The 24,959-nt window shown below is 64.8% G+C and carries 28 protein-coding genes; 17 read left to right on the top strand and 11 right to left on the bottom strand.

All coding sequences use genetic code 11. From position 1 onward, the window contains the following. Positions 1 to 36: 36 nt before the first annotated feature. On the bottom strand, positions 37 to 495 hold the full coding sequence (locus tag ACLEJP_RS18185) for an Lrp/AsnC family transcriptional regulator (RefSeq protein WP_225778834.1): 459 nt from the start codon (positions 493 to 495) through the stop codon (positions 37 to 39). 92 nt (positions 496 to 587) lie between these two features. Between ACLEJP_RS18185 and ACLEJP_RS18180 the strand changes: the two genes are divergently transcribed. Then, a complete protein-coding gene (locus tag ACLEJP_RS18180; protein WP_440808666.1) occupies positions 588 to 1,769 on the top strand; it encodes a trans-sulfuration enzyme family protein in 1,182 nt (393 codons plus the stop codon). A 61-nt stretch (positions 1,770 to 1,830) separates the two neighbouring features. On the opposite strand, the gene ACLEJP_RS18175 is transcribed toward ACLEJP_RS18180, so the two are convergent. Next, positions 1,831 to 2,067 carry a YdcH family protein gene (locus ACLEJP_RS18175; RefSeq protein ID WP_289131078.1) on the bottom strand — a complete coding sequence of 79 codons (237 nt, stop codon included), beginning with the start codon at positions 2,065 to 2,067 and terminating at the stop codon, positions 1,831 to 1,833. A gap of 115 nt (positions 2,068 to 2,182) precedes the next feature. Between ACLEJP_RS18175 and ACLEJP_RS18170 the strand changes: the two genes are divergently transcribed. The 5 genes from ACLEJP_RS18170 (at position 2,183) to ACLEJP_RS18150 (ending at position 6,934) form a co-directional block, all read left to right on the top strand. After that, entirely contained in the window at positions 2,183 to 2,548 is a 366-nt protein-coding gene (locus ACLEJP_RS18170) for a 5-carboxymethyl-2-hydroxymuconate Delta-isomerase (protein WP_440808547.1), read from the top strand. A gap of 161 nt (positions 2,549 to 2,709) precedes the next feature. Beyond that, positions 2,710 to 4,347, top strand: coding sequence for a phosphoethanolamine transferase (locus ACLEJP_RS18165; RefSeq protein WP_440808546.1), 1,638 nt, complete (start codon positions 2,710 to 2,712; stop codon positions 4,345 to 4,347). 228 nt (positions 4,348 to 4,575) lie between these two features. After that, positions 4,576 to 5,709 carry a ribonuclease D gene (gene rnd, locus ACLEJP_RS18160; RefSeq protein ID WP_440808545.1) on the top strand — a complete coding sequence of 378 codons (1,134 nt, stop codon included), beginning with the start codon at positions 4,576 to 4,578 and terminating at the stop codon, positions 5,707 to 5,709. Then, a complete protein-coding gene (locus ACLEJP_RS18155; protein ID WP_289131074.1) occupies positions 5,706 to 5,999 on the top strand; it encodes a YcgL domain-containing protein in 294 nt (97 codons plus the stop codon). The genes rnd and ACLEJP_RS18155 overlap by 4 nt, the downstream gene beginning before the upstream one ends. A gap of 2 nt (positions 6,000 to 6,001) precedes the next feature. Continuing rightward, positions 6,002 to 6,934, top strand: a complete 933-nt coding sequence (locus ACLEJP_RS18150; protein ID WP_440808543.1) for a D-2-hydroxyacid dehydrogenase — start codon at positions 6,002 to 6,004, stop codon at positions 6,932 to 6,934. Between the two features lie 67 nt (positions 6,935 to 7,001). Here ACLEJP_RS18150 and ACLEJP_RS18145 read toward each other — a convergent pair whose 3' ends face one another. Next, positions 7,002 to 7,595, bottom strand: a complete 594-nt coding sequence (locus ACLEJP_RS18145) for a nitroreductase family protein (protein WP_440808541.1) — start codon at positions 7,593 to 7,595, stop codon at positions 7,002 to 7,004. A gap of 144 nt (positions 7,596 to 7,739) precedes the next feature. On the opposite strand from ACLEJP_RS18145, the gene ACLEJP_RS18140 reads away from it, so the two are divergent. Both ACLEJP_RS18140 and ACLEJP_RS18135 read left to right on the top strand, forming a co-directional pair. Continuing rightward, the gene (locus tag ACLEJP_RS18140; protein WP_440808539.1) at positions 7,740 to 8,189 is read left to right on the top strand and encodes a YcgN family cysteine cluster protein; all 450 of its coding nucleotides are present in this window, start codon (positions 7,740 to 7,742) and stop codon (positions 8,187 to 8,189) included. A 39-nt stretch (positions 8,190 to 8,228) separates the two neighbouring features. After that, positions 8,229 to 9,434, top strand: a complete 1,206-nt coding sequence (locus ACLEJP_RS18135) for a hypothetical protein (protein ID WP_440808537.1) — start codon at positions 8,229 to 8,231, stop codon at positions 9,432 to 9,434. Between the two features lie 131 nt (positions 9,435 to 9,565). Here the strand turns inward: ACLEJP_RS18135 and ACLEJP_RS18130 are convergent, their stop codons facing one another. The 3 genes from ACLEJP_RS18130 to ACLEJP_RS18120 all read right to left on the bottom strand — a co-directional run bounded on the left by ACLEJP_RS18130 (position 9,566) and on the right by ACLEJP_RS18120 (position 10,882). Further along, entirely contained in the window at positions 9,566 to 9,907 is a 342-nt protein-coding gene (locus ACLEJP_RS18130) for a YgaP family membrane protein (protein WP_440808535.1), read from the bottom strand. A gap of 62 nt (positions 9,908 to 9,969) precedes the next feature. Further along, entirely contained in the window at positions 9,970 to 10,440 is a 471-nt protein-coding gene (locus tag ACLEJP_RS18125; RefSeq protein WP_440808534.1) for an RNA methyltransferase, read from the bottom strand. A 70-nt stretch (positions 10,441 to 10,510) separates the two neighbouring features. Beyond that, on the bottom strand, positions 10,511 to 10,882 hold the full coding sequence (locus ACLEJP_RS18120; RefSeq protein ID WP_003259546.1) for a YajD family HNH nuclease: 372 nt from the start codon (positions 10,880 to 10,882) through the stop codon (positions 10,511 to 10,513). A 132-nt stretch (positions 10,883 to 11,014) separates the two neighbouring features. Here ACLEJP_RS18120 and ACLEJP_RS18115 point away from each other — a divergent pair, with 132 nt between their 5' ends. After that, positions 11,015 to 11,293: a hypothetical protein gene (locus ACLEJP_RS18115; protein WP_440808531.1), complete on the top strand. Its 279-nt coding sequence runs from the start codon at positions 11,015 to 11,017 to the stop codon at positions 11,291 to 11,293. Positions 11,294 to 11,432: 139 nt separating this feature from the next. Here ACLEJP_RS18115 and ACLEJP_RS18110 read toward each other — a convergent pair whose 3' ends face one another. Next, entirely contained in the window at positions 11,433 to 13,475 is a 2,043-nt protein-coding gene (locus ACLEJP_RS18110; RefSeq protein ID WP_440808529.1) for a S9 family peptidase, read from the bottom strand. A gap of 92 nt (positions 13,476 to 13,567) precedes the next feature. Between ACLEJP_RS18110 and ACLEJP_RS18105 the strand changes: the two genes are divergently transcribed. The 3 genes from ACLEJP_RS18105 to ACLEJP_RS18095 are packed head-to-tail and all read left to right on the top strand — an operon-like array spanning position 13,568 to position 15,384. Next, on the top strand, positions 13,568 to 14,065 hold the full coding sequence (locus ACLEJP_RS18105; RefSeq protein WP_225778821.1) for an MFS transporter: 498 nt from the start codon (positions 13,568 to 13,570) through the stop codon (positions 14,063 to 14,065). 14 nt (positions 14,066 to 14,079) lie between these two features. Further along, positions 14,080 to 14,853 (top strand): class II glutamine amidotransferase, encoded by a 774-nt coding sequence (locus ACLEJP_RS18100; RefSeq protein WP_225778820.1) that lies wholly within the window; start codon positions 14,080 to 14,082, stop codon positions 14,851 to 14,853. Positions 14,854 to 14,862: 9 nt separating this feature from the next. After that, entirely contained in the window at positions 14,863 to 15,384 is a 522-nt protein-coding gene (locus tag ACLEJP_RS18095; protein ID WP_440808527.1) for a DUF2937 family protein, read from the top strand. Positions 15,385 to 15,517: 133 nt separating this feature from the next. Here the strand turns inward: ACLEJP_RS18095 and ACLEJP_RS18090 are convergent, their stop codons facing one another. Then, positions 15,518 to 16,429, bottom strand: coding sequence for a LysR family transcriptional regulator (locus tag ACLEJP_RS18090; RefSeq protein ID WP_440808525.1), 912 nt, complete (start codon positions 16,427 to 16,429; stop codon positions 15,518 to 15,520). 128 nt (positions 16,430 to 16,557) lie between these two features. Here ACLEJP_RS18090 and ACLEJP_RS18085 point away from each other — a divergent pair, with 128 nt between their 5' ends. Genes ACLEJP_RS18085 through ACLEJP_RS18070 form a run of 4 tightly spaced genes read left to right on the top strand, consistent with a single transcriptional unit; the run spans position 16,558 to position 20,230 of the window. After that, complete coding sequence (locus ACLEJP_RS18085) at positions 16,558 to 17,844, top strand: MFS transporter (protein WP_225778817.1); 1,287 nt, start codon at positions 16,558 to 16,560, stop codon at positions 17,842 to 17,844. A 9-nt stretch (positions 17,845 to 17,853) separates the two neighbouring features. Then, a complete protein-coding gene (locus ACLEJP_RS18080; protein ID WP_440808522.1) occupies positions 17,854 to 18,633 on the top strand; it encodes a 5-oxoprolinase subunit PxpA in 780 nt (259 codons plus the stop codon). Continuing rightward, positions 18,630 to 19,316, top strand: a complete 687-nt coding sequence (pxpB, locus tag ACLEJP_RS18075; protein ID WP_440808519.1) for a 5-oxoprolinase subunit PxpB — start codon at positions 18,630 to 18,632, stop codon at positions 19,314 to 19,316. The genes ACLEJP_RS18080 and pxpB overlap by 4 nt, the downstream gene beginning before the upstream one ends. After that, entirely contained in the window at positions 19,313 to 20,230 is a 918-nt protein-coding gene (locus tag ACLEJP_RS18070; RefSeq protein WP_440808517.1) for a biotin-dependent carboxyltransferase family protein, read from the top strand. Before pxpB ends, ACLEJP_RS18070 begins: the two co-directional genes overlap by 4 nt. A 115-nt stretch (positions 20,231 to 20,345) precedes the next feature. Here the strand turns inward: ACLEJP_RS18070 and ACLEJP_RS18065 are convergent, their stop codons facing one another. The 3 genes from ACLEJP_RS18065 to ACLEJP_RS18055 all read right to left on the bottom strand — a co-directional run bounded on the left by ACLEJP_RS18065 (position 20,346) and on the right by ACLEJP_RS18055 (position 23,679). After that, positions 20,346 to 21,524, bottom strand: coding sequence for a vWA domain-containing protein (locus tag ACLEJP_RS18065; RefSeq protein WP_440808515.1), 1,179 nt, complete (start codon positions 21,522 to 21,524; stop codon positions 20,346 to 20,348). Between the two features lie 13 nt (positions 21,525 to 21,537). Further along, complete coding sequence (locus ACLEJP_RS18060; protein ID WP_170031400.1) at positions 21,538 to 22,383, bottom strand: AAA family ATPase; 846 nt, start codon at positions 22,381 to 22,383, stop codon at positions 21,538 to 21,540. Positions 22,384 to 22,599: 216 nt separating this feature from the next. After that, positions 22,600 to 23,679, bottom strand: a complete 1,080-nt coding sequence (locus tag ACLEJP_RS18055; protein WP_440808514.1) for a DUF748 domain-containing protein — start codon at positions 23,677 to 23,679, stop codon at positions 22,600 to 22,602. Positions 23,680 to 23,812: 133 nt separating this feature from the next. Between ACLEJP_RS18055 and cysK the strand changes: the two genes are divergently transcribed. Then, on the top strand, positions 23,813 to 24,787 hold the full coding sequence (gene cysK, locus ACLEJP_RS18050) for a cysteine synthase A (protein ID WP_440808513.1): 975 nt from the start codon (positions 23,813 to 23,815) through the stop codon (positions 24,785 to 24,787). The last annotated feature ends 172 nt before the right edge of the window (positions 24,788 to 24,959 follow it).

The following is a 24,959-nucleotide window of genomic DNA, read 5'->3' as shown; positions in this document are numbered from 1 at the left end:
GCTCGTTTGCAGGATGGGGCTGCCCAGCAGCCCCAATTACCGGGAAACCGGGTACGCCGTGGTGTACTTCATCTGCTCCATGGCAAAACTGGAGGTGATGTTGGAAAGCCCCTCGGTGCGGGTGATGAGCTTTTTATAGAAGCGGTCGTATGCAGCGATATCACCCACCACCACCCGCAGCATGTAGTCCCAATCCCCCGACATGCGATAGCACTCCATCACTTCCTCGAACCCGGTCACGGTCGCGGCAAACTGTTCCAGCCAGGCGCTGTCGTGGCGCTGGGTCTTGAGCTGGACGAACACCGTCAGCCCAAGCCCCAGCCGTTCAGGGTCGAGCAAGGCGACCCGGCCGACGATGTAGCCTTCGTCTTCCAGGCGCTTGACCCGTTTCCAGCAGGGGGTGGTGGACAGGTTGACGGCCTCGGCCAGGTCCTTGAGCGAGATCGCGGCGTCGCGCTGAAGCAGGGTGAGAATGTGCTGGTCGAAGCTGTCCATGTCGCGTGTGGGCCGTGCAGGAAAATATTTCACAGATTACCCCAAGGCCAGACGATTTGGGTTGTGCGATAGTGGCGACTTTCACTCTGCCAATGGGCCTGACCATGTCCGACAAGCCGCGTAATTTCGCCACCCGTACCATTCATGCCGGCGAGCAGTTCAGCGTCGCTGAGAATGCCATTTTCCCGGCGATCGTCACCGCCAGCTCGTTCACCAAACGCAGCCTGGATGACAAGCCGGAATATTCCTACAGCCGGGTGGGCAATCCCACCCGGCATGCCTACGAAACCTGTGTCGCCGCCCTGGAAGAAGGTGTAGGCGCGGTGGCCTGTGCCTCGGGTGTGAACGCCACTGCCACCGTGCTGGAGTTGCTGCCCAAGGATGCCCATGTGGTGGTGATGAACGGTGTGTACGGCGGCACCTTCCGTATTCTCGAGGACTACCGTAGCCGCAGCTCGGGCCTGACCACCACCTACGTCGACCTCAACGACCTCGAGGCCGTGGCCGCTGCCATCCGGCCGGAAACCCAGCTGATCTGGATCGAATCGCCGACCAACCCGTTGCTGCACCTGGTCGACATCAAGGCCGTGTGCGACCTGGCCAAGGCGCGGGGCATCCTCACCTGCATCGACAACACCTTCTGTTCGCCGTGGAACCAACGCCCCATCACCCTGGGCGTGGACCTGGTCATGCATTCGGCCAGCAAGTACATCGGCGGCCATTCCGACCTGACCGGTGGCGTGGTGGTAGCCGCCAATGATGCACTGCTGGCGCGCCTGCGCCGGATCAGCATGGCCATCGGCGGGGTGCAGGGGCCATTCGACTGCTACCTGGCCCTGCGCGGGTTGAAGACGCTGGATGTGCGCATGGAACGCCAGTGTGCCAACGCCCTGCAGGTGGCGCGCTTCCTCGAAAGCCACGCGCAGGTCGAGCAGGTGTACTACCCGGGGCTGGAAAGCCACCCGCAGCATGAACTGTGCAAGCGGCAGATGCGCAGTGGCGGGGCGGTGGTGGCGATGAAGGTCAAGGGCGACCGTGCCGCACTCAACCGGCTGGTGGAGGCGCTGCAGATCTTCGTGCTGGCCGACTCGCTGGGCGGGGTGGAGAGCATGATCAACCACTCCTGGAGCATGTCGCACTGCTCGCTGAGCCCGGAGCAGAAGGGCGTGATGGGGATCAGCGAGAACCTGCTGCGGTTGTCGGTGGGGATCGAGGATTACCGCGACCTGGTCGAGGACCTGGATGGGGCGTTGCAAGCGCTGGTTACCAGCTGATGGCTGCTGGCCCTATCGCCGGCTTGCCGGCGACAGGGTCGGTGAATTCAATGGGTTTCAGTCAGGATTTGGGCGGATGAATGATCCGTTCGATCTTGTCCTTGATCAGCAACCGCTCCTTGCGCAAGCGGTTGACGGCCTCGTCGTTGGTACCGTTGCCTTCGGCGGCCAGCACCTCCTTGTCCTTGGCGTTGTATTCCTTGTGCAGTGCGTGCAGCGTCTGGTCCTTGTCGATGAGCGCCTGGAATGCATCAGCGGTAACGTGCAGGTCAGCGAGCAGATCATGCGGAACTGGCATTTCTTCACCTCTGTCGGGGTTGGCGAATGGTCCTGACCTTTGAGGATAGCCGGCTTTGCGCAGGTAGGGGACTGGGGTAGGCTGTCGCATCACCCCGCGACCCGGAACCTGCGCCATGCCTCACCTGAACCTGGAATACAGCGACAACCTGCGCGAGCTCAACGTCGACGTGCTGCTGCTGCGCCTGAACCACGCCCTGGTCGGCAGTGGCCAGTTCGCCGACGAGGCGGATATCAAGAGCCGTGCCGAAGCCTTCAGGCACTTCCGGGTGGGCACCTCGCCAGGCGAGCGGGCCTTCGCCCATGTGCGCCTGGCGATTCTCAGCGGGCGTTCGCCCGAGGTGAAGGCTCTGCTCTCCAGCAGCCTGCTGGAAGTGCTGCGCGAAGCCATTCCCGAGCAGCCCGGGCTGGATATCCAGCTGTGCGTGGAAGTGCTGGATATCGAGCGCGAGCCCTACGCCAAGCTGCGCCTGCCAGGCTGAAGCGCGGTTTGATGAACTTCTTTTAATCGAAAGGCGCCGGCTAACGGATTTGTTGGCGTCTTTTTCACAAAAAATTGATGGTGCACTTTCTAGAGTTCGGCCAAGTTTCCGCGGTGCCCCCAGGCCCTCGGGCTGGTCCTTACCCTTGAATGCGAACACCGATGCCAAACTTCAAATCCCTGCGGACTGAATGGGTCACGCTGCTGGCCAGCCTTTACCTGCTGATCGGCTTCAACTTCTTCCTCTGGCATCACCTCGAACAGGTCGTTCCGCCCGGCTTGCCTGGGCTATGGCTGGGTCTGGCATTCGCCGTGATGATGCTGTTCGCGTTCAACCTGATCCTGACGCTGTTGGCGTTCCGCTTCGTATTGAAGCCGGTACTCATTGTGTTGTTCCTGAGTGGCGCCGGTGTTGCCTACTTCATGAACCAGTACGGCGTACTTATTGATGCGGGCATGTTCCGCAATATTGCCGAGACCAATGTGGCAGAAGTGCGCGACTTGCTCTCGCTGAAATTTGCCTTGTATATCCTCGGCCTGGGTGTGCTGCCGTCGATCCTGGTGTGGAAGGCGCCGATCGCCTACCGTGCCTGGCACCGCGAGCTGTTCGGCAAGCTGGTGGTCGGCGGTGCCTGTGTCGTGGCCCTGGGTTCGGTGGCACTGGTCAACTACCAGGGCCTGTCGTCACTGTTTCGCAATCACCACGAACTGCGCCTGATGCTCACCCCCAGCAATATCGTCGGGGCGTCCTTCGGTTATGTCAGCGAGCGCCTCGGCGCCGCTGCGCAGCCCTTCCAGCAATACGGCGAAGATGCCAGGCGCGATGCCGCCTGGCAAAAACATGAGCGCAAGTCGCTGACGGTGCTGGTGGTGGGCGAAAGTGCGCGGGCCGACCATTTCGGGGTGCTGGGCTATGACCGCGACACCACGCCGAACCTTGCCCGCGAGCAGGGCCTGGTGGCGTTCTCCGATGTGCACTCGTGCGGCACGGAAACCGCCGTCTCGGTGCCGTGCATGTTCTCCGGCATGCAGCGCAAGGACTACGATGCCCGCGTGGCGAAGAACCGCGAAGGGTTGCTGGACATCCTCCAGCGTGCCGGCCTGGCGGTGCAGTGGCGCGACAACCAGTCGGGCTGCAAGGGCACCTGCGACCGCGTGCAGTTCCTCGATGTCAGCAACCTCAAGGACCCGCAGTTGTGCGCGGACGGTGAGTGCCATGACCAGATCCTGCTGCAGGGCCTGGGCGAGCTGATCGACAACCTCGACAAGGACACCGTGCTGGTGCTGCACCAGATGGGCAGCCATGGCCCGGAATACTTCAAGCGCTACCCGGCTGCCGACCAGCGTTTTGCCCCGGTGTGCCAGAGCAATGCCCTGGACCAGTGCAGCGAGCAGGAAATCGTCAACGGCTACGACAACACCCTGGCCTATACCGACAAGGTGCTGGCCGCGCTGATCGACACCCTGCGCAGCAAGCAGGACAAGGTCGACACGGCAATGATCTACCTGTCCGACCACGGCGAGTCGCTGGGTGAATACAACCTGTTCCTGCACGGCACGCCCTACGCCATTGCCCCCGAGCAGCAGAAGCACGTGCCGCTGCTGACCTGGTTCTCCGACAGCTACAAGGACGACTTCGGCATCGATACCGACTGCCTGGCCAAGCTCAGCGACGCCCCGTTGTCACACGACAACCTGTTCCACTCGATGCTTGGCCTGTTGCAGGTGCACACCGAGGTCTACCAGCAGTCGCTGGACCTGTTCGCCAGCTGCCGGCCGTGGTTGGCGGCCAAGCAGTGATCGGGGAGGTGGCTGCGGCCCTGTGGGACCGGGCGTGCCCGCGAACACGGGCGAAGCCCGTGCCATCCACCGTGGTGCCTGCTTCGCGGGCTTGCCCGCTCCCACAGTGATCGCGCGATCTTCCGAGTATGCACAACAGCACCACTGATCGATATCAAGGATGGCCCGGGTTTCACCAGCAGTGCCCGCGCCGTATATACTGCGCGCCAATGTTAGTGGGAGAGCCTCGTGGCCATCGAAATACACTGGATCCGTGACGACCAGAGCCTGGCCGAACACTGCCGGAACTGGCACGAACTGCCCTTCGTCGCCGTCGACACCGAATTCATGCGGGTCGACACCTTCTACCCCAAGGCCGGGCTGATCCAGATCGGCGACGGCCAGCGTGCCTTCCTGATCGACCCGCTGCTGATCGGTAACTGGCAACCCTTGGCCGAGCTGCTCGAGGACAACGGTGTGGTCAAGGTGCTGCATGCCTGCAGCGAAGACCTCGAAGTGCTGCTGCGCCTGACCGGCAAGCTGCCACAACCGCTGTTCGACACGCAGTTGGCAGCCGGCTACCTGAACCTGGGCTTCTCCATGGGCTATTCGCGCCTGGTGCAGGACGTGCTGGGCATCGAGCTGCCCAAGGGCGAAACCCGCTCCGACTGGCTGCAGCGTCCACTTTCCGAGACCCAGGTCAGCTACGCTGCCGAAGATGCCGTGCACCTGGCCGAGCTGTTCAGCGTGTTGCGCCCGCGCCTGTCCGAGGACAAGTACGCCTGGGTGCTGGAAGACGGCGCCGAGCTGGTCGCCCAGCTGCGCCGCGAAGTCGAGCCCGAAAGCCTGTACCGCGACGTCAAGCTGGCCTGGAAGCTGGCCCCCCAGCAACTGGCGGTGCTGCGTGAACTGTGCGCCTGGCGTGAACGCGAAGCGCGCAACCGCGATGTGCCGCGCAATCGCATCCTCAAGGAGCACTCGCTGTGGCCCATGGCCAAGAGCCAGCCGAACAACCTGTCGGCGTTGGCCAAGATCGACGAGATGCACCCGCGCACCATCCGCCAGGACGGAGAGTTCCTGGTCCAGCTGATCAAGCGTGCTGCCAGCCTGCCACCCGAGCTGTGGCCACCAGCCTTGCCCGAGCCGCTGCCGATCGAGGCCGCCGGCATCCTCAAGCAGTTGCGTGCCATCGGCCAGGCCGAAGGTGAGCGGCTGGGCATCGCCCCCGAGCTGATGCTGCGCAAGAAAGCCCTGGAAGCGCTGCTCAAGAGCGGCTACCCCAATGGCCCTTATCAACTGCCCGATTCGCTGCGCGGCTGGCGCCGTGAGCGCATGGGCCAGGCCCTGCTGGATAGCCTGGCAGGTGCCGGAGAGACCCGATGAAACGCATTTGCTCGATCTACAAGAGCCCACGCAAGAACGAAATGTACCTGTACGTGCTCAAGGCCGATGGCCTGCAACGCGTGCCCGAAGGCCTGCTGCCGTTCTTCGGTACCCCCATGCACGCCTTCGACCTGGTGTTGACCCCCGAGCGCAAGCTGGCCCGCGAAGACATCGCCAAGGTGCTGGAGAACCTCGACACCCAGGGCTACCACCTGCAAATGCCGCCCCCCGAAGACGACTACATCGAGCACCTGCCCGAAGAGTTGCTGCGCCGTAACGACCCGGCCTGATCATGCGCGTACTGATTGCTGAGCATGATCATGCTCGTTACGCCGAAATCCTGCGTGCCGCCGCGCCTGAACTGGAAGTGCTGACCAGCGGCGACTCCGCCGAACTGGCCCGCCAGGCACCACAGTGCCCGGTGTGGCTGGGCCAGCCGGACCTGCTGGCCAGCCTGTTGCGCCAGGGCCACAAGCCGGACTGGATGCAATCCACCTGGGCCGGCATCACCCCGTTGCTGGCCGAGGGCCTGCCGCGTGACTATCGCCTGACCCGTGCGGTGGGCATCTTCGGCCAGGTAATGGCCGAGTACATGCTCACCTACATGCTGGGCCACGAGCGCGAGGTGCTGTCGCGCCTGGTCAGCCAGGTCGAACGGCGTTGGGACGACCGCCCGGGGCGGACCCTCGAAGGGCGCAAGGTGCTGATCGTCGGCACCGGCGACATTGGCCAGCGGGTGGCCGAGTTCCTGCAGCCGTTTGGCGTGGTCCTGTACGGTGTCGCCAGCAGCGCGCGCGAACAGGTGCCGTTCGTCGAAGTGGCCGCGTTGGCCGACCTGCCGCGCCTGGTTGGCCAGGTCGACTATGTGCTCAACCTGCTGCCGGACACCCCGGCTACCCACGATCTGTATGACATGGCGCTGTTCAAGTGCTTCCAGCCCGGCGCGCTGTTCATCAATGCCGGGCGGGGTGCGGCGGTGGTCGACGCCGACCTGGTCGCGGCGTTGAAGGACGGCCACCTGGCCGGGGCGGTGATCGATGTCTGCCGCCAGGAGCCACTGCCCAGGCAGCACCCGTTCTGGACCGCCTGGGGCCTGTTGCTGACCGGGCACAGCTCGGCGCCCACCTCGCCGACGGCGATGGTGCGGTTGTTTGTCGAGAATCTGCAGGCGTATGCGGCGGGGCAGGGGTTGCGGGGCGAAGTGGACTTTGCCCGGGGCTACTGATTGGTAATGCCTGGACGGCCTCTTCGCGGGTAAGCCGGTGAAGAGGCCGTACAGCAAGAAGCAGGCCCTATAGGCTGAAATCACCCTCGGCCGCCAGCTCGCTCAGCGGCTTGCGCGGGCTGGGCACTTCGCGCGCCTGCAGGGCTTCGTCCAGGCTGGCCTTGTCGCCCAGCTTGCCGATCGCCACCATGGCATGCAGCACGTAGCCTTCCGGCACTTTCAGCTCCTGGCGTGCCAGCGCCTGGTCGAAACCGGCCATGCCGTGGGTGTGCCAGCCGCTGATGCTGGCTTGCAGGGCCAGGTGCCCCCAGGCCGAACCGGTGTCGAAGGTATGCCACAGCGCCGGCTTTTCTTCCGTGCTGCCCGGGGCGGCAAAGGTGGTCTTGGACATGACCAGCACCAACGCCGAGGCGTGCTGCGCCCAGCTGCGGTTGAACGGTACCAGCAGGTTCAGGTAGCGCTCCCAGTTTGGCGTGTCGCGACGGGCATAGAGGAACCGCCACGGCTGCGAGTTGTACGCCGACGGGGCCCAGCGGGCGGCTTCGAGGAAGCTCAGCAGGGTTTCTTCGCTGATTGGCTCGGCGGTAAAGGCGCGTGGCGACCAGCGGTTGATGAATTGTTCGTTGATGGCGTAATCGGCAATGCGAGGGTTGGCGCTCATGGCGGCTCCTGCAAACGGACGGGAAACCCGCACGCTACTGCCTCGCGTCGCCACTGACAAGCGGTCTGGCTTTGCCGAGGGCCAGGCTCTAGACTGGCGCCGCCGCGCGCCGCGGCGCCAAGATGAATGCAGGATATCCGTGTCATGAACGCTGAAAACGCCCCGTTCTGGCGGCGCAAGACCCTGGAGCAACTCAGCCCGCAAGAGTGGGAGTCGCTGTGTGACGGCTGCGGTCTGTGCTGCCTGCAGAAGCTCGAGGACGAGGACGACAATAGCGTCTACTACACACGCATCGCCTGCAAGCTGCTGGACCTGAACAGCTGCCAGTGCAGCGATTACCCGAATCGCTTCGCCCAGGTGCCTGATTGCATCCAGCTCACCCCGGGCAAGGCCGACCAGTTCAAATGGCTGCCGAGCACCTGCGGCTACCGCCTGGTCAGCGAGGGCAAGGACCTGCCGGCCTGGCATCACCTGGTCTGTGGTGATCGCCAGCAGGTGCATGAACAGCGCATCTCCCAGGCGGGGCGTATGCTCAGCGAGCACGATGTGCACGAAGACGACTGGGAAGACCACCTGATTTTCCGCGCCAGCTGACCGGCGCTGCCCGCTGTACGGGATACAAGGAGTTTCTCTATGCGTTGCCAGCTGTTGTTGCTGTTGGGCCTGGTGGCCTGCTCGCCAGCCTGGGCGAAAAAGGTCGACCTGGACTACCACGTGCGCCTGCTGCCAGCCAGTGGCCAGGCGGAAGTTCGCCTTACCTTGGCGGATGGCAGTGCTGTGCGCAGCCTGGATTTCGACCTGGGCAAGGCCGGGGCCTACAGCGGCTTCCAGGCGGATGGCCACTGGCAGACGCAGGGCCAGCGTGGCGTCTGGCAGCCGGCCGCCGGCAAGACCAGCCTCAGCTACCGCGTGCAGTTGGAGCAGAAGCGGGGCGGGGCCTATTCGTCGCGCCTCAACCCGCAGTGGGCGCTGTTCCTCGGCGACCAGCTGGTACCGCCGGCGCACCTCGACCAGCAGGACGGCACCGAGCTGGTGGCGCGCCTGGCATTCGACCTGCCGGAGGGCTGGAAGGGCGTCGAAACCGCCTGGCCACGCATCGGCAAGGACAAGTTCCGCATCGATAACGTATCGCGCCTGTTCGATCGCCCGACCGGCTGGATGCTCGCTGGCGACCTGGGCAGCCGCCGCGCGCGCCTGGGCGACACCGAGCTGACGGTGGCCGCGCCGGTAGGGCAGGGCATGCGGCGCATGGACAGCCTGACCTTGCTCACCTTCGTCTGGCCGCAATTGCAGGCGCTGTTCCCGCGTAACCCGGCAAAGCTGCTGCTGGTCGGCGCCCGTGACGGCATGTGGCGCGGGGCGGCTGCCGCGCACGGGTCGGTGTACCTGCACAGTGGCCGGCCGATGGTCAGCGAGAATGGCAGCAGCCCGTTGCTGCGCGAAGTGGTGCAACTGTTTGCGCAGGTCCATGGCCGTGACGGCAACGACTGGCTGGTGGAAAGCCTGACCGACTTCTACGCCAGCGAGCTGCTGCGTCGCTCGGGCGGGATAAGCGATGACCGCTACCAGGCCTGGCAGGCGCGTTTGAGCAAGCAGGGCGCCAAGGTCACCCACCTCAAGGGCAAGCATGCGAGCCCGGCGCAGGTGGCGCGCGGGGTAATGCTGCTGCAGGCGCTGGACACGGAAATTCGCATCCACACCCAGGCCAGGCGCTCGCTCGACGATGTGGTGCGCGGGCTGATGCGCCTGCCAAGCGTGAGCACCGAAGACTTTGTGCAGATCAGCGAGAACGTGCTGGGGCGGCAGTCGGAGGTGTTGCAGAGCAAGGTGTTGCGCTAGGCCTCTCCATTGCCTGTGTTGGCCCTTTTGCGGGCATGCCCGCTCCCACAGGACCGCGCAGGGCTCAGGGGCAATCCACTACCTGTGGGAGCGGGCGCGCCCGCGAAAGGGCCAATACAGGCAGTGCAGGATCAACTGCCAGCCAACGGGTCCTTCCCGGTCACCGTCACCCCGCGCGTCGCCGCCTCGGCACTGGCCTTCAAGGCCTGCAGTTCAGAGGCACTGCGCTCGATGTCCGAGCGCAAACGGTGATATTCCTGGCGGTGCCGCTGCCACCAGGCCTTGGTCGCGCAGTGCCCGGTGAAGCCGCGCGCCAGCGCCAGGCCGCCCACGGCAACCTGCAACAAGCCGACCAGGCCGCCGTGGCGCAGCCCCTTGCTGACCATCAAGGCGCCGCCCGCCAGCGAGCTGGCGCGCTCAAGCCCATGAACGTTGTGCTCCTGCGAGGTTGCAGGCGAATGAATATCCAGCATGGCGAGGCCTCCGTCTGACATGTAAGCAGCTGACCCGCCGGCCACCGCCATCGTTCAGTCGGTTATTTGAACCTGGGCCCCGAACGGGTATTCAGCCCCTTGGCCATGCGGTCATACAGCACCACATTCACTGTCGCCGCCAGGTTCATGCAACCTTCGGTCGGAATGTAGATGGTCTCTTCACACCAGCCCCGCACATCCTCGCTCAGCGAGCCATCTTCCGGCCCGAAAATGTAGATGGCCCGGTCAGGGTGGGTGTAATCGGGCAGCGGACGGGCGCCTTCCACCAGCTCCACCGCCACCGGCGTGCAGCCCAGCGGGATGATGCGTTGCAGGTCGTCGATGCCGATCAGCGGGATGTCATAGTGCACGCGCTTGGTATCGGTGACGAAGTCACGGGCGCGCTCGTAGCGTTTGCCGGTATAGAACACCGAGTTGACACCGTAGCAACCCGCGGCGCGCATGACCGAACCGACGTTTTCCGCCGATTTGGGGTTGAACAGGCCGATGCAGCTGTATCGTTTGTTTGCCACGTACCGGGGCCCTTCGCAAAAAAGCGCGATTATACGGGCTGCCCGGTAGCAGCGGGGGGCGAATCGATGGTCAGTCCTTCTTCAGCATGCCTGCCAACCCGGCGAACGGGTTGTGGGTGGCCTTGGCGATGCTGGGGGTGCTGGTGGAGCCTTCGCTGAAGTACTGCTGGTCGGTGTAGCGCGAATGCTCGTTGTCGTGGCAATACAGGCACAGCAGCTCCCAGTTGGAGCCGTCCTGCGGGTTGTTGTCGTGGTTGTGGTCGCGGTGGTGCACGGTCAGTTCGCTCAGGCGCTTGCCGGAGAATTCGCGGGCGCAGCGGCCGCACACGTGCGGGTACATTTTCAGGGCCTTGTCGCGGTAGCCCATTTCCTTGTCACGCTTGGCATCGGCCAGGATTCGGTCCAGACGCGCAGTAGCGGCGGCGGAAGAGGTGGAGCTCATGGTGTTTCCTTCGTTCTGGTCAGGCAAATGACGGTTATGCCCCTGAGTCTAGCGCGCTTGCACGGCTGGCGGACAGGCGAAAACCGGAATATCGGCGTAGCCTGTAGGAAGGTTCCCGACAGGAGGTTGCTGATGTTTCGCACGATCCTTGCCGTATTGGTGCTGGCTGGCCTGCCTGTGGCCGAAGCTGCCAGCACGCCACCCCGGTTGACCACGCCGGTGCCCGGTGCGCCAGGTACTCCAACGCCCACGCCATACCCGCAGATTACCCCGAGTACGCCACCCAAGGCCTACGACAGCCAGCCGGGGGCACCCTTGTTGCCGCCCATGCCGGTACCCGGGCCGCCGAAGGACCAGCCCCTGCCGGGGTTGCGGCAGGCGCCGCCGAAGCCGGCGGTGGATGATGATTAAATAAAATCAGCCTGCACCGGATCCTGTGGGAGCGGGCGTGCCCGCGAACAGCGGCGAAGCCGGTGCCAGCCACCGCGTTGAGTTCTTCGCGGGCATGCCCGCTCCCACAGGGATCGGCGCGGGCGCTCAACCCTGGGTTTTACGCCACACCCAGCTCGCCGAACACGAACGCATACTCAAGGGCCACATCCTTCAGCCCCTGGTAGCGCCCGCTCATCCCGCCGTGCCCGGCCCCCATCTCGGTCTTGAGCAGCAGCAGGTTGCTGTCGGTCTTGTGCGTGCGTAGCCGCGCCACCCACTTGGCCGCTTCCCAGTACTGCACGCGGCTGTCGTTGTAGCCCGCCACCACCAGCATCGCCGGGTAGGCCTGCGCCTTCACGTTCTCATACGGCGCGTAGGCCTTGATCCGCTCGTACACCTCTGGCTCTGCAGGGTTGCCCCATTCGTCGTACTCGGTCACGGTCAACGGCAGCTCGGGGTCGAGCATGGTGTTGAGCACGTCGACGAAAGGCACTTCGGCAACGGCACAACGGAACAGCTCGGGGCGCAGATTGAGCACCGAGCCCATCAGCAGGCCACCGGCGCTGCCGCCGCTGATGGCCAGGCGATCGGCGGCGGTCACGCCCTCGGCGATCAGGTGCTCGGCACAGGCGATGAAGTCGCCAAAGGTGTTGTGCTTGTGCTCCTGCTTGCCGGCGCGGTACCAGGCTTCGCCCAGCTCGCCACCGCCGCGCACGTGGGCAATGGCGAAGGCCACACCGCGCTGCAGCAGGCTCAGGCGCGCATGCGAGAACCACGGGTCGAGGCTTTCGCCATAGGCGCCGTAGCCATACAGGTACAGTGGCACGGTCTGGCCCAGGTCCTGGCGCCGGCGTACCAGGCTGATCGGCACCTGCGTGCCATCCGCCGCCGTGGCCCACAGGCGCTCGCTGACATAGTCATCGGCGTCGAACGGCCCCAGTACCGGGGTTTGCTTGAGCACCACCTGGGCGCCAGTGGCCAGTTCCAGCTGGCGCACCTGGGCCGGGCGGTTGAGGGCTTCGTAGCGCAGGCGCAGGCGCGGGCTGGCGAACTCCAGGCTGTCCTGCACGTACAGGCTGTAGGCCGCATCGGGCAGCTCGACACGGTAGGCCGGCAGGCCCTGGGGGCGTACCTCGATGATCGGCAGGCCGCCTTCGCGCAGGCTCAGGGTCAGTGCCGTGGCATTCAGGCTGAGGCCTTCGAGCATGATCGCGTCGCGGTGCGGCACCAGCACCTGCCATTGCGCGCGGCTTGGCACCGGTGTGGCCGGCGCGTGGTACAGGGCGAAGTTGATGCCGTCCTGGTTGGTGCGGATGAACCAGCGCCACTGGCCGTCGAGCTGGCCATGGTCGGGGAAGTACTCGTGGCCTTCGACCCGCGGCGCCAGGCAGGTGAAGGGCGCGAGCGGCGTTTCGGCATCCAGTACCCAGGCTTCACTGGTGGTCTTGCTGTTGAGCAGCAGCACCAGCTGGCGCTCGGAGCTGGTGCGGTAGCAGTGCAGGAAGAAACGCCCGTCGGGCTCCTCGAACACGGTCTGCGCACCCTCGCTGCCCAAGGTGTGGCGGCGCAGGCGCCAAGGCCGGTGGGTGTCGTCCAGTTCGGCAAACAACAGCGTCTGGCTGTCGTTGGCCCAGGTCAGGCTACCGTCACAGTCGTCGAAGGGCAGGGTGGTGACGTTGCCACTGGCCAGGTCCTTGACGTACAGGGTGAAGATTTCATCGCCGCTGGTGTCGAGGCTGTAGGCCAGCAGGCGGTGGTCGGGGCTGACGTTGAACGCGCCCAGTGACAGGAAGCCGCCATTGGCCAGGGCATTGGGGTCGAGCAGCAGTTGCTCCTGGCTTTCATCGACGGTGTTGGAGTCGTCGGCCGGGCGCGGGCAGCGGTAGTGGCGCGGGTACTCGTCGCCGGCGGTGGTGCGGGTGTAGTAGAGGTAGGGGCCCCAGGGGGTCGGCAGCGACAGGTCGGTTTCCAGGATGCGGCCCTTGATCTCTTCGAACAATTGCTCGCGCAGCACTGCCTGGTCGGCCAGGCAGGCTTCCTGATAGGCGTTTTCGGCTTGCAGGTAAGCCAGCACCTCGGGGCTGTCGCGCTGTTGCAGCCAGGCATAGGGGTCGGTGGCGTTGTCGGCATGGGCGATGGGTGGCTGAGGCTTGTTCGGCATCGGGGAACTCTTGGCTGGGGACAGGGAGACGCTGTCTGCGCCCGGAAAAGTGTTTATCATAGGCATCTCTTTGCCTGGCTTGCACGAACACCATGACCGAGAACGACTACACCCTGGCCTGGGGCCTATACGCGGTGGCCGCCCTGGGCTGCCTGCTGGTGGGCTTCAAACTCACCGGCTGGATGTGGCGCTGGCTGCGCGAACCGTTGCGGGTGGTGCTGGCGGTCCTGCTGCTGACCCCGACCATCGTCGACCCGGCCAAGGACAGCTTCGCCCCGGCCATCGCCATCACCGCGCTGGATATCGCCTTCAAGGTCGGCAACAACGCCTGGCGTGCGGTGTCGGACTTTGCCATGTACGGCATGTTCGCCTTCAGCCTCTACTTCCTCTTCGTGGCGCTGCGCTGGCCGCTGGAAAAGCGCGCCCGCGAGCGCCGCGCCCAGGCCGAGGCCGCGGCCCAGCGCCAGGTTGCCGAAGATGACGCACTCGCGGCCCAGGCGCCGTTGGCCGCCGAGCGCCGCGACCGCTACCTTGACGACCCACGCCCTGCCGCCCTGCGTGGCGGTGGCCGGGTCGAGCCCCGTCTGTAAGCGGAGAACCGCCTATGTGCGAACTGCTGGGCATGAGTGCCAACGTTCCCACCGATATCGTTTTCAGCTTCACCGGCCTGATGCAGCGCGGTGGCCGCACCGGCCCGCACCGCGACGGCTGGGGCATCGGCTTCTACGAAGGGCGTGGCCTGCGCCTGTTCCAGGACCCGGCCGCCAGCAGCGAGTCGGAAGTGGCCAACCTGGTGCAGCGCTACCCGATCAAGAGCGAAGTGGTCATCGGCCACATTCGCCAGGCCAACGTCGGCAAGGTATGCCTGGCCAACACCCACCCCTTCGTGCGCGAAATGTGGGGCCGCAACTGGTGCTTCGCGCACAATGGCCAGTTGGGTGACTTCAAGGGCCAGGCCGGTTTCTACCGGCCCGTGGGCGACACCGACAGCGAAGCGGCCTTCTGTGACCTGCTCAACCGCATTCGCAGTACCTTCCCTGAGCCGGTTGCGGTTGAACAGCTGCTGCCGGTGCTGGTCGAAGCGTGTGCCGGCTACCGGGCGCTTGGCGTGTTCAATTGCATGCTCAGCGACGGCGACTGGTTGTTCTGCTTCTGCTCGACCAAGCTGGTGCACATCACGCGGCGCGCACCCTTTGGTGCCGCGCGGTTGAAGGATGTCGACCTGATCGTCGATTTTCACACCGAAACCACCCCTAACGACGTGGTCACGGTCATCGCTACCGAGGCCCTGACCGAGAACGAGACCTGGCAGCGCTACGCGCCGGGACAATGGGCCTTGTGGCGGCACGGCGAATGCGTGGCGCACGGCCAGAGCTAAGGACGCTGCATGTTCAGAAGTTACCTGCGGTTGCTGCTGTTCACCTTCGGCCTGCTGGCCGGCATTCAGGTCCCGGGGCTGGTCAAGGATTACAGCCAGCGGGTCGAGGCGCACCTGTTCGAGTCGCGCGAGGCGCTGGATGGCTTCCGGCAGACGGCCGAGCGCTTCTTCAACGGTGACTTGCAGGCGCTGTTGCGGCACTACCGCAGCAGTGACGACCCGGTATTCCTGAGTGACGCCAACAGCATCGAAAGCCTGATGATCCGTAACGAACTGCTGGAAAACGAATGGCAGGCATTGCAAGGTTCATGGGCCGAACGTACCTGGCACGTGCTGGTGCAGGCCGACCCGCAGTTGCGCGAAGAAACCCTCAATGGCTACAGCTACCAGATCCTGCTGGTGCCCGAGGCGGTTGGCTGGGGCGTCGGCGCAGGGTTTGTGCTGGCCTTCGTGGTCGAAAGCCTGTTGCTGGCGATTGGCTGGGTGATCCTGGGTGGGCGGCGCAGGGCGGTGAAAGAGAGCTGGCGCTGACTCCGCTGTGTCTGTGCCGGCCCTTTCGCGGGCTTGCCCGCTCCCACAGGATCATCACAGGCCTTGAGAACTGTGCAGTACTTGTGGGAGCGGGCAAGCCCGCGAAAGGGCCGGCACAGACAAAGCCAATCAGTCAGACCAATACTATGCGCTGCCCACCCACATCCCGCGCATATCGCTCCAGCACCTGCCGGCACACCCCGACCACTTCATCCACCAACGCCACTCCGGTCTGCCAGGCCACCACCAGCTCCAGGCTCGGCGGTGGTTGCAGTCCCCGCAGCAACACCAGCTCGCCACGGCTCAACTCGGCATCCACCAGCGCCGGTGGCAACGCGCCAATGCCAAAGCCGTCGCGCAGCAAGCGGGTAATCGCCGCCACCGAGTTCACGCAGTTCAACCGCGGCGTTTCGGCACCTGCAGCTTGCAGCAGGCTGAGCACCTCCTGGTGCGGCCGGGAGTTCTTCGAGAAGGTGATGATGCGCTCACGCCCCAGTTCGGCCAGCGAGGCATAGGCGCGCTGCTGCAGCGAGCCTGCCGCCACGATCCAGCCCATCGGGTAGCGCGCCAGGTCGAGGCTGCGGATCGATTGCTCGCGCACCAGGTCGGTCTGCAGGATCACGTCGAGAAAGCCCTTCTGCAACTGCTCGCGCAGATTCAGTGCGGTGTCGGCCACCAGTTCGATCTCCACCTGCGGGTAGCGTTCGCTCAGCTCGGCCACCAGCGCGCTCATCCAGGTATGGATCACCGTGTCCATCACCCCGATGCGGATGCGCCCGACCTTGGCCCGGTCGCTGTCCAGTGACTGCTTCATGGCCTTGGCGGTTTCCAGCATGCGCTCGGCATACTCCAGCACCTTGCTGCCCTCTGGGGTCAGGCTGACCCCGCGTGAGTCGCGCAGCAGCAGCTTCACCCCCAGGTCGGCCTCCAGAGCAGCGATGCGGCTGGACACCGAGGCCTGGGTGGTGAACAGCTTTTCCGCAGTCAGGCGGAAGCTCTTGAGCCGGGCAACCCAGACGAAGGTTTCGAGGAAGCGAAGGTTCATGATCAGTTTTTCTTGTTCCAGACCGGCGGTTTTTCTCGTTGGACGCAGTTGGCGCGGCCTCTGAACAATGATGCCCAGGCCGCGACCCTGTGTCGCCCGTAAAACAATACCAACAAGCCGAGGCAACCATGAACCCCACCGGCGTGCAGCAGCAGGTCAGTCCCTCCTCATCGACCGGGCCATTCGCCTGGTACCGCGACATCGATTCCCAGCAACGACGCACCTTCTGGAGCTGCAAGATCGGCTATGGCCTGGATGGCATGGACACGCAGATGCTCAGCTTCGTCATCCCCACCCTGATCATGCTGTGGGGCATCAGCACCACCGAGGCCGGGCTGATCCACACCAGCACGCTGATCGCTTCGGCCGCCGGCGGCTGGATTGCCGGGATCCTCTCCGACCGCATCGGCCGGGTGCGCACCCTGCAACTGACCGTGTTGTGGTTCGCCTTCTTCACCTTCCTCTGCGGCTTCGCCCAGAACTACCAGCAGCTGCTGATCGCCCGCACCCTGATGGGCTTTGGCTTCGGCGGCGAATGGACCGCCGGCGCGGTGCTGATCGGCGAGGTGATCCGTGCCCAGGACCGTGGCAAGGCGGTGGGCATGGTGCAGTCCGGCTGGGCGCTGGGCTGGGGCCTCACCGCCATTCTCTATGCGCTGCTGTTTTCCTGGCTGCCGGCAGAGCAGGCCTGGCGTGCGCTGTTCCTGTTGGGCCTGGTGCCGGCGATCTTCGTGATCTTCGTGCGCCGCCTGGTCAAGGACCCCGAGGTGTATCGCGAGGCCAAGGCCGTGCAAGACGCCGAGGCGCCGTCGCGCTTCTACGAGATCTTCGCCCCGGGCATGCTCTGGACCACCGTGCGCGCGTCGCTGCTGACCACCGGTGCGCTGGGCGGCTACTACGCCATCACCTCGTGGCTGCCGACGTTCCTCAAGAGCGAACGCGGGCTGAGCGTGCTGGGCACCGGTGGCTACCTGGCCATGGTCATTGTCGGTTCCTACATCGGTTACGTGGTCAGCGCGTACTTGTCCGACCTGCTCGGGCGCAAGAAGAACTTCATCCTGTTCGCCGTAGGCTCGTTCGTCATCGTGCTGCTGTACACGCAAATGCCGGTCAGCGATGGCGTGATGCTGTGGCTGGGGTTGCCGCTGGGCTTCTTCGCCTCGGGCATCTTCAGCGGCATGGGCGCGTTCCTCACCGAGCTGTTCCCCACGCGCATCCGCGGTTCGGGGCAGGGCTTCTGCTACAACATCGGCAAGGTCGTGGCGGCGCTGTTCCCGCTGCTGATCGGCGTGCTCGGCCAGAAGGTGCCGCTGGGCCTGGGCATCGGCGTGTTCTCCGCGGTGTCCTACGGCGTGGTGATCCTGGCGGCGCTGAGCCTGCCGGAAACCCGCGGCAAACAGCTGCAGGCGCGGTAAGGTAGGCATATGAACAACCACATGGGAGGCCGAGCGGTGAAACGCCTGCTACTCAACTGCGACATGGGCGAGAGTTTCGGCAGCTGGCGCATGGGCCTGGATGCCGAGGTCATGCCGTTTATCGATTGCGCCAACATCGCCTGCGGCTACCACGCCGGCGACCCTGGCATCATGCGCCGCACCGTGGCCCTGGCGCTGGAGCATGGGGTCACCGTTGGCGCACACCCGGCCTACCCCGACCTGGTCGGCTTCGGTCGCCGTTCCCTGGCCTGCAGCGCGGAGGAAATCCGCGACCTGCTGCATTACCAGATCGGTGCGCTGGACGGTATCTGCAAGGTGCAGGGTGGCCGCGTGGCCTATGTGAAACCCCATGGTGCGCTGTACAACGACATGATGGCCGACCCGCTCAAGCTGCGCAGCGTGCTGGAGGCCGTGGCGGCCTACGGTGATGACCTGCCGCTGATGCTGATGGCCACCGCCGACAATCGTGCGGCCCAGGCGCTGGGCGATGAAATTGGCGTGCCATTGTGGTTCGAGGCGTTCGCCGACCGTGCCTACACCGCCAGCGGCCACCTGGTGTCGCGGCGCCTGCACGGTGCGGTGCACCACGACCCGGCATTGGTGGTGGCGCAGGCGGTGCGTCTTGCCCGTGGCGAAACGCTGGTGGCCGACGACGGCAGCGCGCTGCAACTGGAGGCCAGCACCCTCTGCGTGCACGGCGACAACGACAGCTCGGTGGCGGCGGTACGGCAGATTCGCCAGGCCCTTGAAGCGCTGGAGTCGCCATGAACCCGCGGATCGAAGTGGTGGCCGTCGACAGCCTGATGGTGCGCCTGTTCGAACGGATCGACGAGGCCAACATGCCCTGGCTGCTCGCCGCCAGCCAGCGCTTGCGCGCGGCGTTCGGCGAGCACCTGCTGGACCTGGTGCCGTCCTACACCACGCTGATGGTGCAGTTCGACCTGCCACCGGGGGCGGCGCGGGCGCTGATCCTTGCTGCGCTGGAAGGCGTGCAGCCAGACACGGGCAGCGCGGGGCGCCGCCATGAGATCCCGGTGTGGTACGACGCCAGCGTCGGCCCGGAACTGCCGCTGCTGGCGGCCCGCAGCGGCTTGAGTGAAGCCGAGGTGATCCGTTTGCACAGCGCGCGTGAGTACCCGGTGTTCGCCCTGGGGTTCGCCCCTGGTTTCGGCTTCATGGGCCTGGTCGACGAATGCCTGGCCAGCCCGCGCCTGAGTACCCCGCGCAAGCGCGTGGCGGCCGGCAGTGTCGGCATTGCCGAGCGCCAGACGGCGGCCTATCCGGCGCTGTCGCCAGGTGGTTGGAACCTGATCGGGCGTACCCCGGTGCGTCTGTTCGACCGCGAGCGCGAGGGCTACAGCCTGCTGCAACCCGGCGACCGGGTGCGCTTCGTGCCGGTTTCGCGCAGTGAGTTCGTGGCGTTGGGCGGTGATGTGGAGGCGCAAGGATGAAGCAATTGCAGATCGAGGCCAGTACGCCGCTGTGCCAGTTGCAGGATGCCGGGCGTTTCGGCGTGCGCCACCTGGGCGTGACCCAGGGCGGGGCGCTGGACTGGGTGGCGATGTACTGGGCCAACTGGCTGCTGGGCAACCCGTTGGCGGCGCCGGTGGTCGAGGTGGCGCTGGGTGGTTTCTGTGTGGTCGCCGAGCAAGATTGCGTGCTGGCCCTGGCCGGTGCCGACCTGGATGCGCAGGTCGATGATCAGCCGCTGGCACCCTGGCGCAGCTTTATGTTGAGCAAGGGGCAGCGGTTGACCCTGAAACAACCAAAGCAGGGCGTGCGGACCTACCTGGCTGCACCGGGCGGGTTCCTGGGCGAGGATGTGCTGGGCAGTTGTGCCACGGTGGTGCGCGAAGCACTGGGCGGCATCGATGGCTGCGGGGCTGCGCTTGGCAAGGGCCAGTTGCTGACCTTCGCCGGTAGCGCAACGACGCTGCGCGAGGTGCCGCCAGCGCTGCGGCCGCAATACCCGCGAAAGCCAGTGCTCGACCTGGTGATGGGCGCGCAGATTGGCGAGTTCAGCGGTACCAGCCTGTTCGAGGCGTTCAATCGCGCGTGGACGCTGGACAGCCGCGCCGACCGCATGGGCATTCGCCTGCTGGGGCCGCAGCTGGTCCATCAGGGGGCGCCGATGATTTCCGAGGGCATCCCGCTGGGCGCGGTGCAGGTGCCGCCGGACGGGCAGCCGATCGTGTTGCTCAATGACCGGCAGACCATTGGCGGCTATCCGCGGCTGGGGGCGTTGACGCCGCTGGCGCTGGCACAGCTGGCACAGTGCATGCCGGGAGCAGCGGTGCACTTCAGGGCGGTGGTGCAGGACGAGGCCTGGCGGGAGCAGCAGGCATACCTGGGCCGTTGGCGATAAGGCTGCTGGCCCTTTCGCGGGCATGCCCGCTCCCACAGGTTCGGCGCAGGCCTCGGGCTTGGCGCACATCCCTGTGGGAGCGGGCGCGCCCGCGAAGAGGCCGCTACAGCCAACATCACTTGGACAGGTAACGCATGCCTTCCTCCAACCCCTGCAAGGTCAGCGGGTACATCTTGTCTTCGATCAGGTCACGCACCAGATGGGTCGATGCGGTGTAGTCCCAGGCTTGCTTCGGGTACGGGTTGATCCAGATGATCTTGCGGAATTTCTCCATGAAGCGCTGCATCCACACGTAGCCGGCTTCCTCGTTCCAGTGCTCGACGCTGCCACCTGGCTGGGTGATCTCGTAGGGCGCCATGGCCGCGTCGCCGACGAACACCACCTTGTAGTCATCGCCGTACTTGTGCAGCAGGTCGAAGGTGGAATACCGCTCCGAGGTGCGGCGCAGGTTGTTCTTCCACACCGACTCGTACACGAAGTTGTGGAAGTAGTAGTACTCCAGGTGCTTGAACTCGGTCTTGCACGCCGAGAACAGCTCTTCGCAAACCTTGATGTGGGCATCCATCGAACCGCCGATGTCGAACAGCAACAGCAGCTTGACCGTGTTGCGCCGCTCGGGGCGCATCTGAATGTTCAGCAGCCCGGCATCGCGTGCGGTGTGGTCGATGGTGCCGTCGATGTCCAGCTCCTCGGCGGCGCCTTCGCGGGCGAACTTGCGCAACCGGCGCAACGCCAGCTTGATGTTGCGCGTACCCAGCTCGACCCGGTCGTCAAGGTTCTTGTACTCGCGCTGGTCCCACACCTTCACCGCCTTGCCCTGGCGCTTGCCGGCCTCGCCCACGCGGATGCCCTCGGGGTTGAAACCGCCCGAGCCGAACGGGCTGGTGCCGCCGGTGCCGATCCACTTGTTGCCGCCAGCGTGGCGTTCCTTCTGCTCTTCGAGGCGCTTCTTGAACTCCTCGATCAGCTTGTCCAGGCCACCCAGCGACTGGATCTGCGCGCGCTCCTCGTCGCTCAGCGAACGCTCGAACTCCTTGCGCAGCCAATCGTCGGGGATCAGCGCCTCGATGTGCCGGTCGAGGTTCTCCAGGCCCTTGAAGTAGGCCGCGAAGGCCCGGTCGAACTTGTCGAAGTGGCGTTCGTCCTTTACCAGGATGGCGCGGGCGAGGTAGTAGAACGCGTCCATGTCGGCGAACACCACGTGCTGCTGCAGGGCCTGGTGCAGGTCGAGCAGTTCGCGCACCGACACCGGCACCTTGGCCGCGCGCATTTCATTGAACAGGTTGAGCAGCATGGCCCGGCTCCTGTCAGCGGTTGCCGCGCCGGCTCATGAAGGCCAGGCGTTCGAGCAGCTGTACGTCCTGCTCGTTCTTCACCAGGGCCCCGGCCAGCGGCGGGATGGCCTTGGTCGGGTCGCGTTCGCGCAGTACCGCTTCACCGATATTGTCGGCCATCAGCAGCTTGAGCCAGTCGACCAGCTCGGAGGTGGACGGTTTTTTCTTCAGGCCTGGCACCTTGCGCACGTCGAAGAACACATCCAGCGCTTCGCTGACCAGCGCCTGGCTGATGTTGGGGTAGTGCACGTCGACGATCTGCTGCAGGGTGGTGCGGTCGGGGAAGGCGATGTAGTGGAAGAAGCAACGGCGCAGGAAGGCGTCCGGCAGTTCCTTCTCGTTGTTGGAGGTGATGATGATGATCGGGCGCTGTTTCGCCTTGATGGTCTCGTCGATTTCGTAGACGTAGAACTCCATCTTGTCGAGTTCCTGCAGCAGGTCGTTGGGGAACTCGATGTCGGCCTTGTCGATTTCATCGATCAGCAGGATCACCCGCTCTTCGGCCTCGAACGCTTCCCAGAGCTTGCCTTTCTTCAGGTAGTTGCGCACGTCGTGGACCTTGTCCACGCCCAGCTGCGAGTCGCGCAGGCGGCTGACCGCATCGTACTCGTACAGGCCCTGGTGGGCCTTGGTGGTGGACTTGATGTGCCAGGTGATCAGCCGTGCGCCGAACGAGGCGGCCAGCTGCTCGGCAAGCATGGTCTTGCCGGTGCCGGGTTCGCCCTTGACCAGCAAGGGGCGTTCGAGGGTGATGGCCGCGTTTACCGCCAGTTTCAGGTCGTCTGTGGCGACGTAGTCGCGGGTGCCTTCGAACTTCATGGGGTCTGTCCTCTGCCGTATGCCTGTCAGGGCCTCTTCGCGGGCGCGCCCGCTCCCACAGGCATTGCACAACCTTGCGGAGCTGTGGGCTACCTGTGGGAGCGGGCGTGCCCGCGAAAAGCCCAATACCTGTTTTCGATTTGTCACCGACTATAACGCGGGGTTCGCCGACTGGAAACGCAGACCGACTATTCAGTCCCTGAATGCCCCGTCACTTCAGCCTCGGTCAGAATCCGGCGCGTCACGCTCATAGCGCGCATTGAATGCCTGGATAAACCCGTTGCGCAGGATCTGCAGGAACGCCTCGAAGGCGCTGATGTCCTGCTTGCGTACGCTGCCACTCAATTCCACGCGGGTCGCGAACTGGTTCTTCGGCTGGTTTTTCAATACCGTCTCGGTCGCGCCCACCAATGCCTCCCAGACCGAGCGGAAGAAGCCTTTGTCCTTTTCTTCGACATCCTGCTGCCAGTCGAACACATCCACATCGCGCAGCAGCGGCTTGATGTAGCCATTCAAGCGGCCATTGGTGGCCTCGGCCTCTATCACCACGTCGCCGTGCCCGGCATTGAAGTCGAACTTGCCGTAGGCACTGGCAAAATCATTGAGCTTGCGCAGCTCGATACCGGTGGCGCGCAGGCGGAACTCGAAGTCGTCGAAATTGCTGAACGGGTCGAACGTGGCGCGGCTTTCCACCTTGGCATCGCCCACCATCAGCGCCGTGCCATCGAAACTGGCGTCGCGTCGGCCTTGTTCGTCGCGGATGTTGGTGAGGTTGCGGATACTGGCGTTCAGCTGGGTGGCCTTGAGGTTGACCGGCGGCTTCGAATTGAAATTGCGGAAGGTCAGCACGCCATCGTCGATGCGTACCTCGTTGAGGGTGATCGGCAGCAGTTTTTCCAGTTGCTGGCGCCAGTCGGTGCCCTGGCCGGTCTGCGAGTTCTGCTGGTTGCCGCCGTCGACGAAGTTCAGCTCGGGCCGGTCGAACACCACTTCGGCCACCACTGCACGGTCGTACCACAGGGCGTGCCAGCTCACCGACAGGTCGATCAGCGGGGCGTCGAGGAACGGCACCGGCACATTGCCGGTGGTCTTGACGATCTTCAACCCGTTGATCTGGTAGGCACCACGCCACCAGGCCAGGTCGACGTCGGCCACCTGGCCACGGTAGTCGCCCATGTCGGCCAGTTTGTCGTTGAGGTAGTCGCGCACCAGGTAGGGCAGGGCCAGGTGCAGCGCCAGCAACAGCGCGATCAGGCTGGCCAGGCCGAACAACGGCCAGCGATAACGGGCTCTCATCGGAGTGTCTCCACGGCAGCATGTGCGGTTGACCGCAACGCGGCTCGCTGAGTTCGAACAGGCTTTACGGGTTACCGGCCCGGGCTTACCCTTGAGGTCTTTCCCGCTCGTTTTCCTGTCAAGGACCCCTGCCATGAGCCGTATCTTTGCCGACAACGCCCATTCCATCGGCAACACGCCGTTGGTGCAGATCAACCGCATCGCCCCGCGCGGCGTGACCATCCTGGCCAAGATCGAAGGGCGCAACCCGGGTTACTCGGTCAAATGCCGCATCGGTGCGAACATGGTCTGGGACGCCGAAAGCAGCGGCAAGCTCAAGCCGGGCATGACCATCGTCGAGCCCACCTCGGGCAATACCGGCATCGGCCTGGCCTTCGTCGCTGCTGCCCGTGGCTACAAGCTGATGCTGACCATGCCCGCCTCGATGAGCCTGGAGCGGCGCAAGGTGCTGAAAGCGCTGGGCGCCGAGCTGGTGCTGACCGACCCGGCCAAGGGCATGAAGGGCGCCATCGAGAAGGCCAACGAAATCGTCGCCTCCGACCCGGCCCAGTACTTCCTGCCCGGCCAGTTCGAAAACCCGGCCAACCCGGCGATCCACGAGAAGACCACCGGCCCGGAAATCTGGAACGATACCGATGGCGCGGTGGATGTGCTGGTGGCCGGCGTGGGCACTGGCGGTACCATCACTGGCGTGTCGCGCTACATCAAGCAGACCCAGGGCAAGGCGATCACTTCGGTGGCCGTGGAACCCCTGGCCTCGCCGCTGATTACCCAGACCCTGGCCGGCGAGGAGCTCAAGCCCAGCCCGCACAAGATCCAGGGCATCGGCGCCGGCTTCGTGCCGAAGAACCTTGACCTGTCGATGGTCGACCAGGTGATGACGGTGACCGATGAGGAAGCCAAGGCCATGGCTATCCGCCTGATGCAGGAAGAGGGCATCCTCTGCGGTATTTCCTGTGGTGCGGCGATGGCGGCGGCCGTGCGCCTGGCCGAAAAACCGGAAATGCAGGGCAAGACCATCGTCGTGATTTTGCCCGACTCCGGTGAGCGTTACCTGTCCAGCATGTTGTTCGCCGACATGTTCAGCGAGCAGGAAAACCAGCAGTAAATGGCCTGTCGCTGACCCGGCGCAACGTTCCCTGGCCGGGTTCATTGCAAAATCTTCATCAATGAGTTGCCGCCCAGGTTGTTTTTACACCGGCGGCAGCGGTTTATGATGGCAGGATGATTTACAGGAGTGCAGGGCCCCTGGCGCTGTCTCGTCCTCAAGGAGTGAAAGC

This window comes from Pseudomonas sp. SMV7 (genome assembly GCF_052041995.1).
Lineage (GTDB): Bacteria > Pseudomonadota > Gammaproteobacteria > Pseudomonadales > Pseudomonadaceae > Aquipseudomonas.
This window is presented reverse-complemented; position numbering and strand designations above follow the sequence as displayed.

Coding starts and splice junctions, on each gene's coding strand:
- cysK (WP_440808513.1), top strand. CDS start 23,813: ATGAGCCGTATCTTTGCCGACAACGCCCATTCCATCGGCAACACGCCG.
- ACLEJP_RS18090 (WP_440808525.1), bottom strand. CDS start 16,429: ATGAACCTTCGCTTCCTCGAAACCTTCGTCTGGGTTGCCCGGCTCAAG.
- ACLEJP_RS18055 (WP_440808514.1), bottom strand. CDS start 23,679: ATGAGAGCCCGTTATCGCTGGCCGTTGTTCGGCCTGGCCAGCCTGATC.
- ACLEJP_RS18110 (WP_440808529.1), bottom strand. CDS start 13,475: ATGCCGAACAAGCCTCAGCCACCCATCGCCCATGCCGACAACGCCACC.
- ACLEJP_RS18070 (WP_440808517.1), top strand. CDS start 19,313: ATGAAGCAATTGCAGATCGAGGCCAGTACGCCGCTGTGCCAGTTGCAG.
- ACLEJP_RS18150 (WP_440808543.1), top strand. CDS start 6,002: ATGCGCGTACTGATTGCTGAGCATGATCATGCTCGTTACGCCGAAATC.
- ACLEJP_RS18130 (WP_440808535.1), bottom strand. CDS start 9,907: ATGCTGGATATTCATTCGCCTGCAACCTCGCAGGAGCACAACGTTCAT.
- ACLEJP_RS18155 (WP_289131074.1), top strand. CDS start 5,706: ATGAAACGCATTTGCTCGATCTACAAGAGCCCACGCAAGAACGAAATG.
- ACLEJP_RS18080 (WP_440808522.1), top strand. CDS start 17,854: ATGAACAACCACATGGGAGGCCGAGCGGTGAAACGCCTGCTACTCAAC.
- ACLEJP_RS18115 (WP_440808531.1), top strand. CDS start 11,015: ATGTTTCGCACGATCCTTGCCGTATTGGTGCTGGCTGGCCTGCCTGTG.
- pxpB (WP_440808519.1), top strand. CDS start 18,630: ATGAACCCGCGGATCGAAGTGGTGGCCGTCGACAGCCTGATGGTGCGC.
- ACLEJP_RS18140 (WP_440808539.1), top strand. CDS start 7,740: ATGAACGCTGAAAACGCCCCGTTCTGGCGGCGCAAGACCCTGGAGCAA.
- ACLEJP_RS18175 (WP_289131078.1), bottom strand. CDS start 2,067: ATGCCAGTTCCGCATGATCTGCTCGCTGACCTGCACGTTACCGCTGAT.
- ACLEJP_RS18105 (WP_225778821.1), top strand. CDS start 13,568: ATGACCGAGAACGACTACACCCTGGCCTGGGGCCTATACGCGGTGGCC.
- ACLEJP_RS18185 (WP_225778834.1), bottom strand. CDS start 495: ATGGACAGCTTCGACCAGCACATTCTCACCCTGCTTCAGCGCGACGCC.
- ACLEJP_RS18065 (WP_440808515.1), bottom strand. CDS start 21,524: ATGCTGCTCAACCTGTTCAATGAAATGCGCGCGGCCAAGGTGCCGGTG.
- ACLEJP_RS18180 (WP_440808666.1), top strand. CDS start 588: ATGGGCCTGACCATGTCCGACAAGCCGCGTAATTTCGCCACCCGTACC.
- ACLEJP_RS18120 (WP_003259546.1), bottom strand. CDS start 10,882: ATGAGCTCCACCTCTTCCGCCGCCGCTACTGCGCGTCTGGACCGAATC.
- ACLEJP_RS18165 (WP_440808546.1), top strand. CDS start 2,710: ATGCCAAACTTCAAATCCCTGCGGACTGAATGGGTCACGCTGCTGGCC.
- ACLEJP_RS18095 (WP_440808527.1), top strand. CDS start 14,863: ATGTTCAGAAGTTACCTGCGGTTGCTGCTGTTCACCTTCGGCCTGCTG.
- ACLEJP_RS18085 (WP_225778817.1), top strand. CDS start 16,558: ATGAACCCCACCGGCGTGCAGCAGCAGGTCAGTCCCTCCTCATCGACC.
- ACLEJP_RS18170 (WP_440808547.1), top strand. CDS start 2,183: ATGCCTCACCTGAACCTGGAATACAGCGACAACCTGCGCGAGCTCAAC.
- ACLEJP_RS18060 (WP_170031400.1), bottom strand. CDS start 22,383: ATGAAGTTCGAAGGCACCCGCGACTACGTCGCCACAGACGACCTGAAA.
- ACLEJP_RS18135 (WP_440808537.1), top strand. CDS start 8,229: ATGCGTTGCCAGCTGTTGTTGCTGTTGGGCCTGGTGGCCTGCTCGCCA.
- ACLEJP_RS18100 (WP_225778820.1), top strand. CDS start 14,080: ATGTGCGAACTGCTGGGCATGAGTGCCAACGTTCCCACCGATATCGTT.
- ACLEJP_RS18145 (WP_440808541.1), bottom strand. CDS start 7,595: ATGAGCGCCAACCCTCGCATTGCCGATTACGCCATCAACGAACAATTC.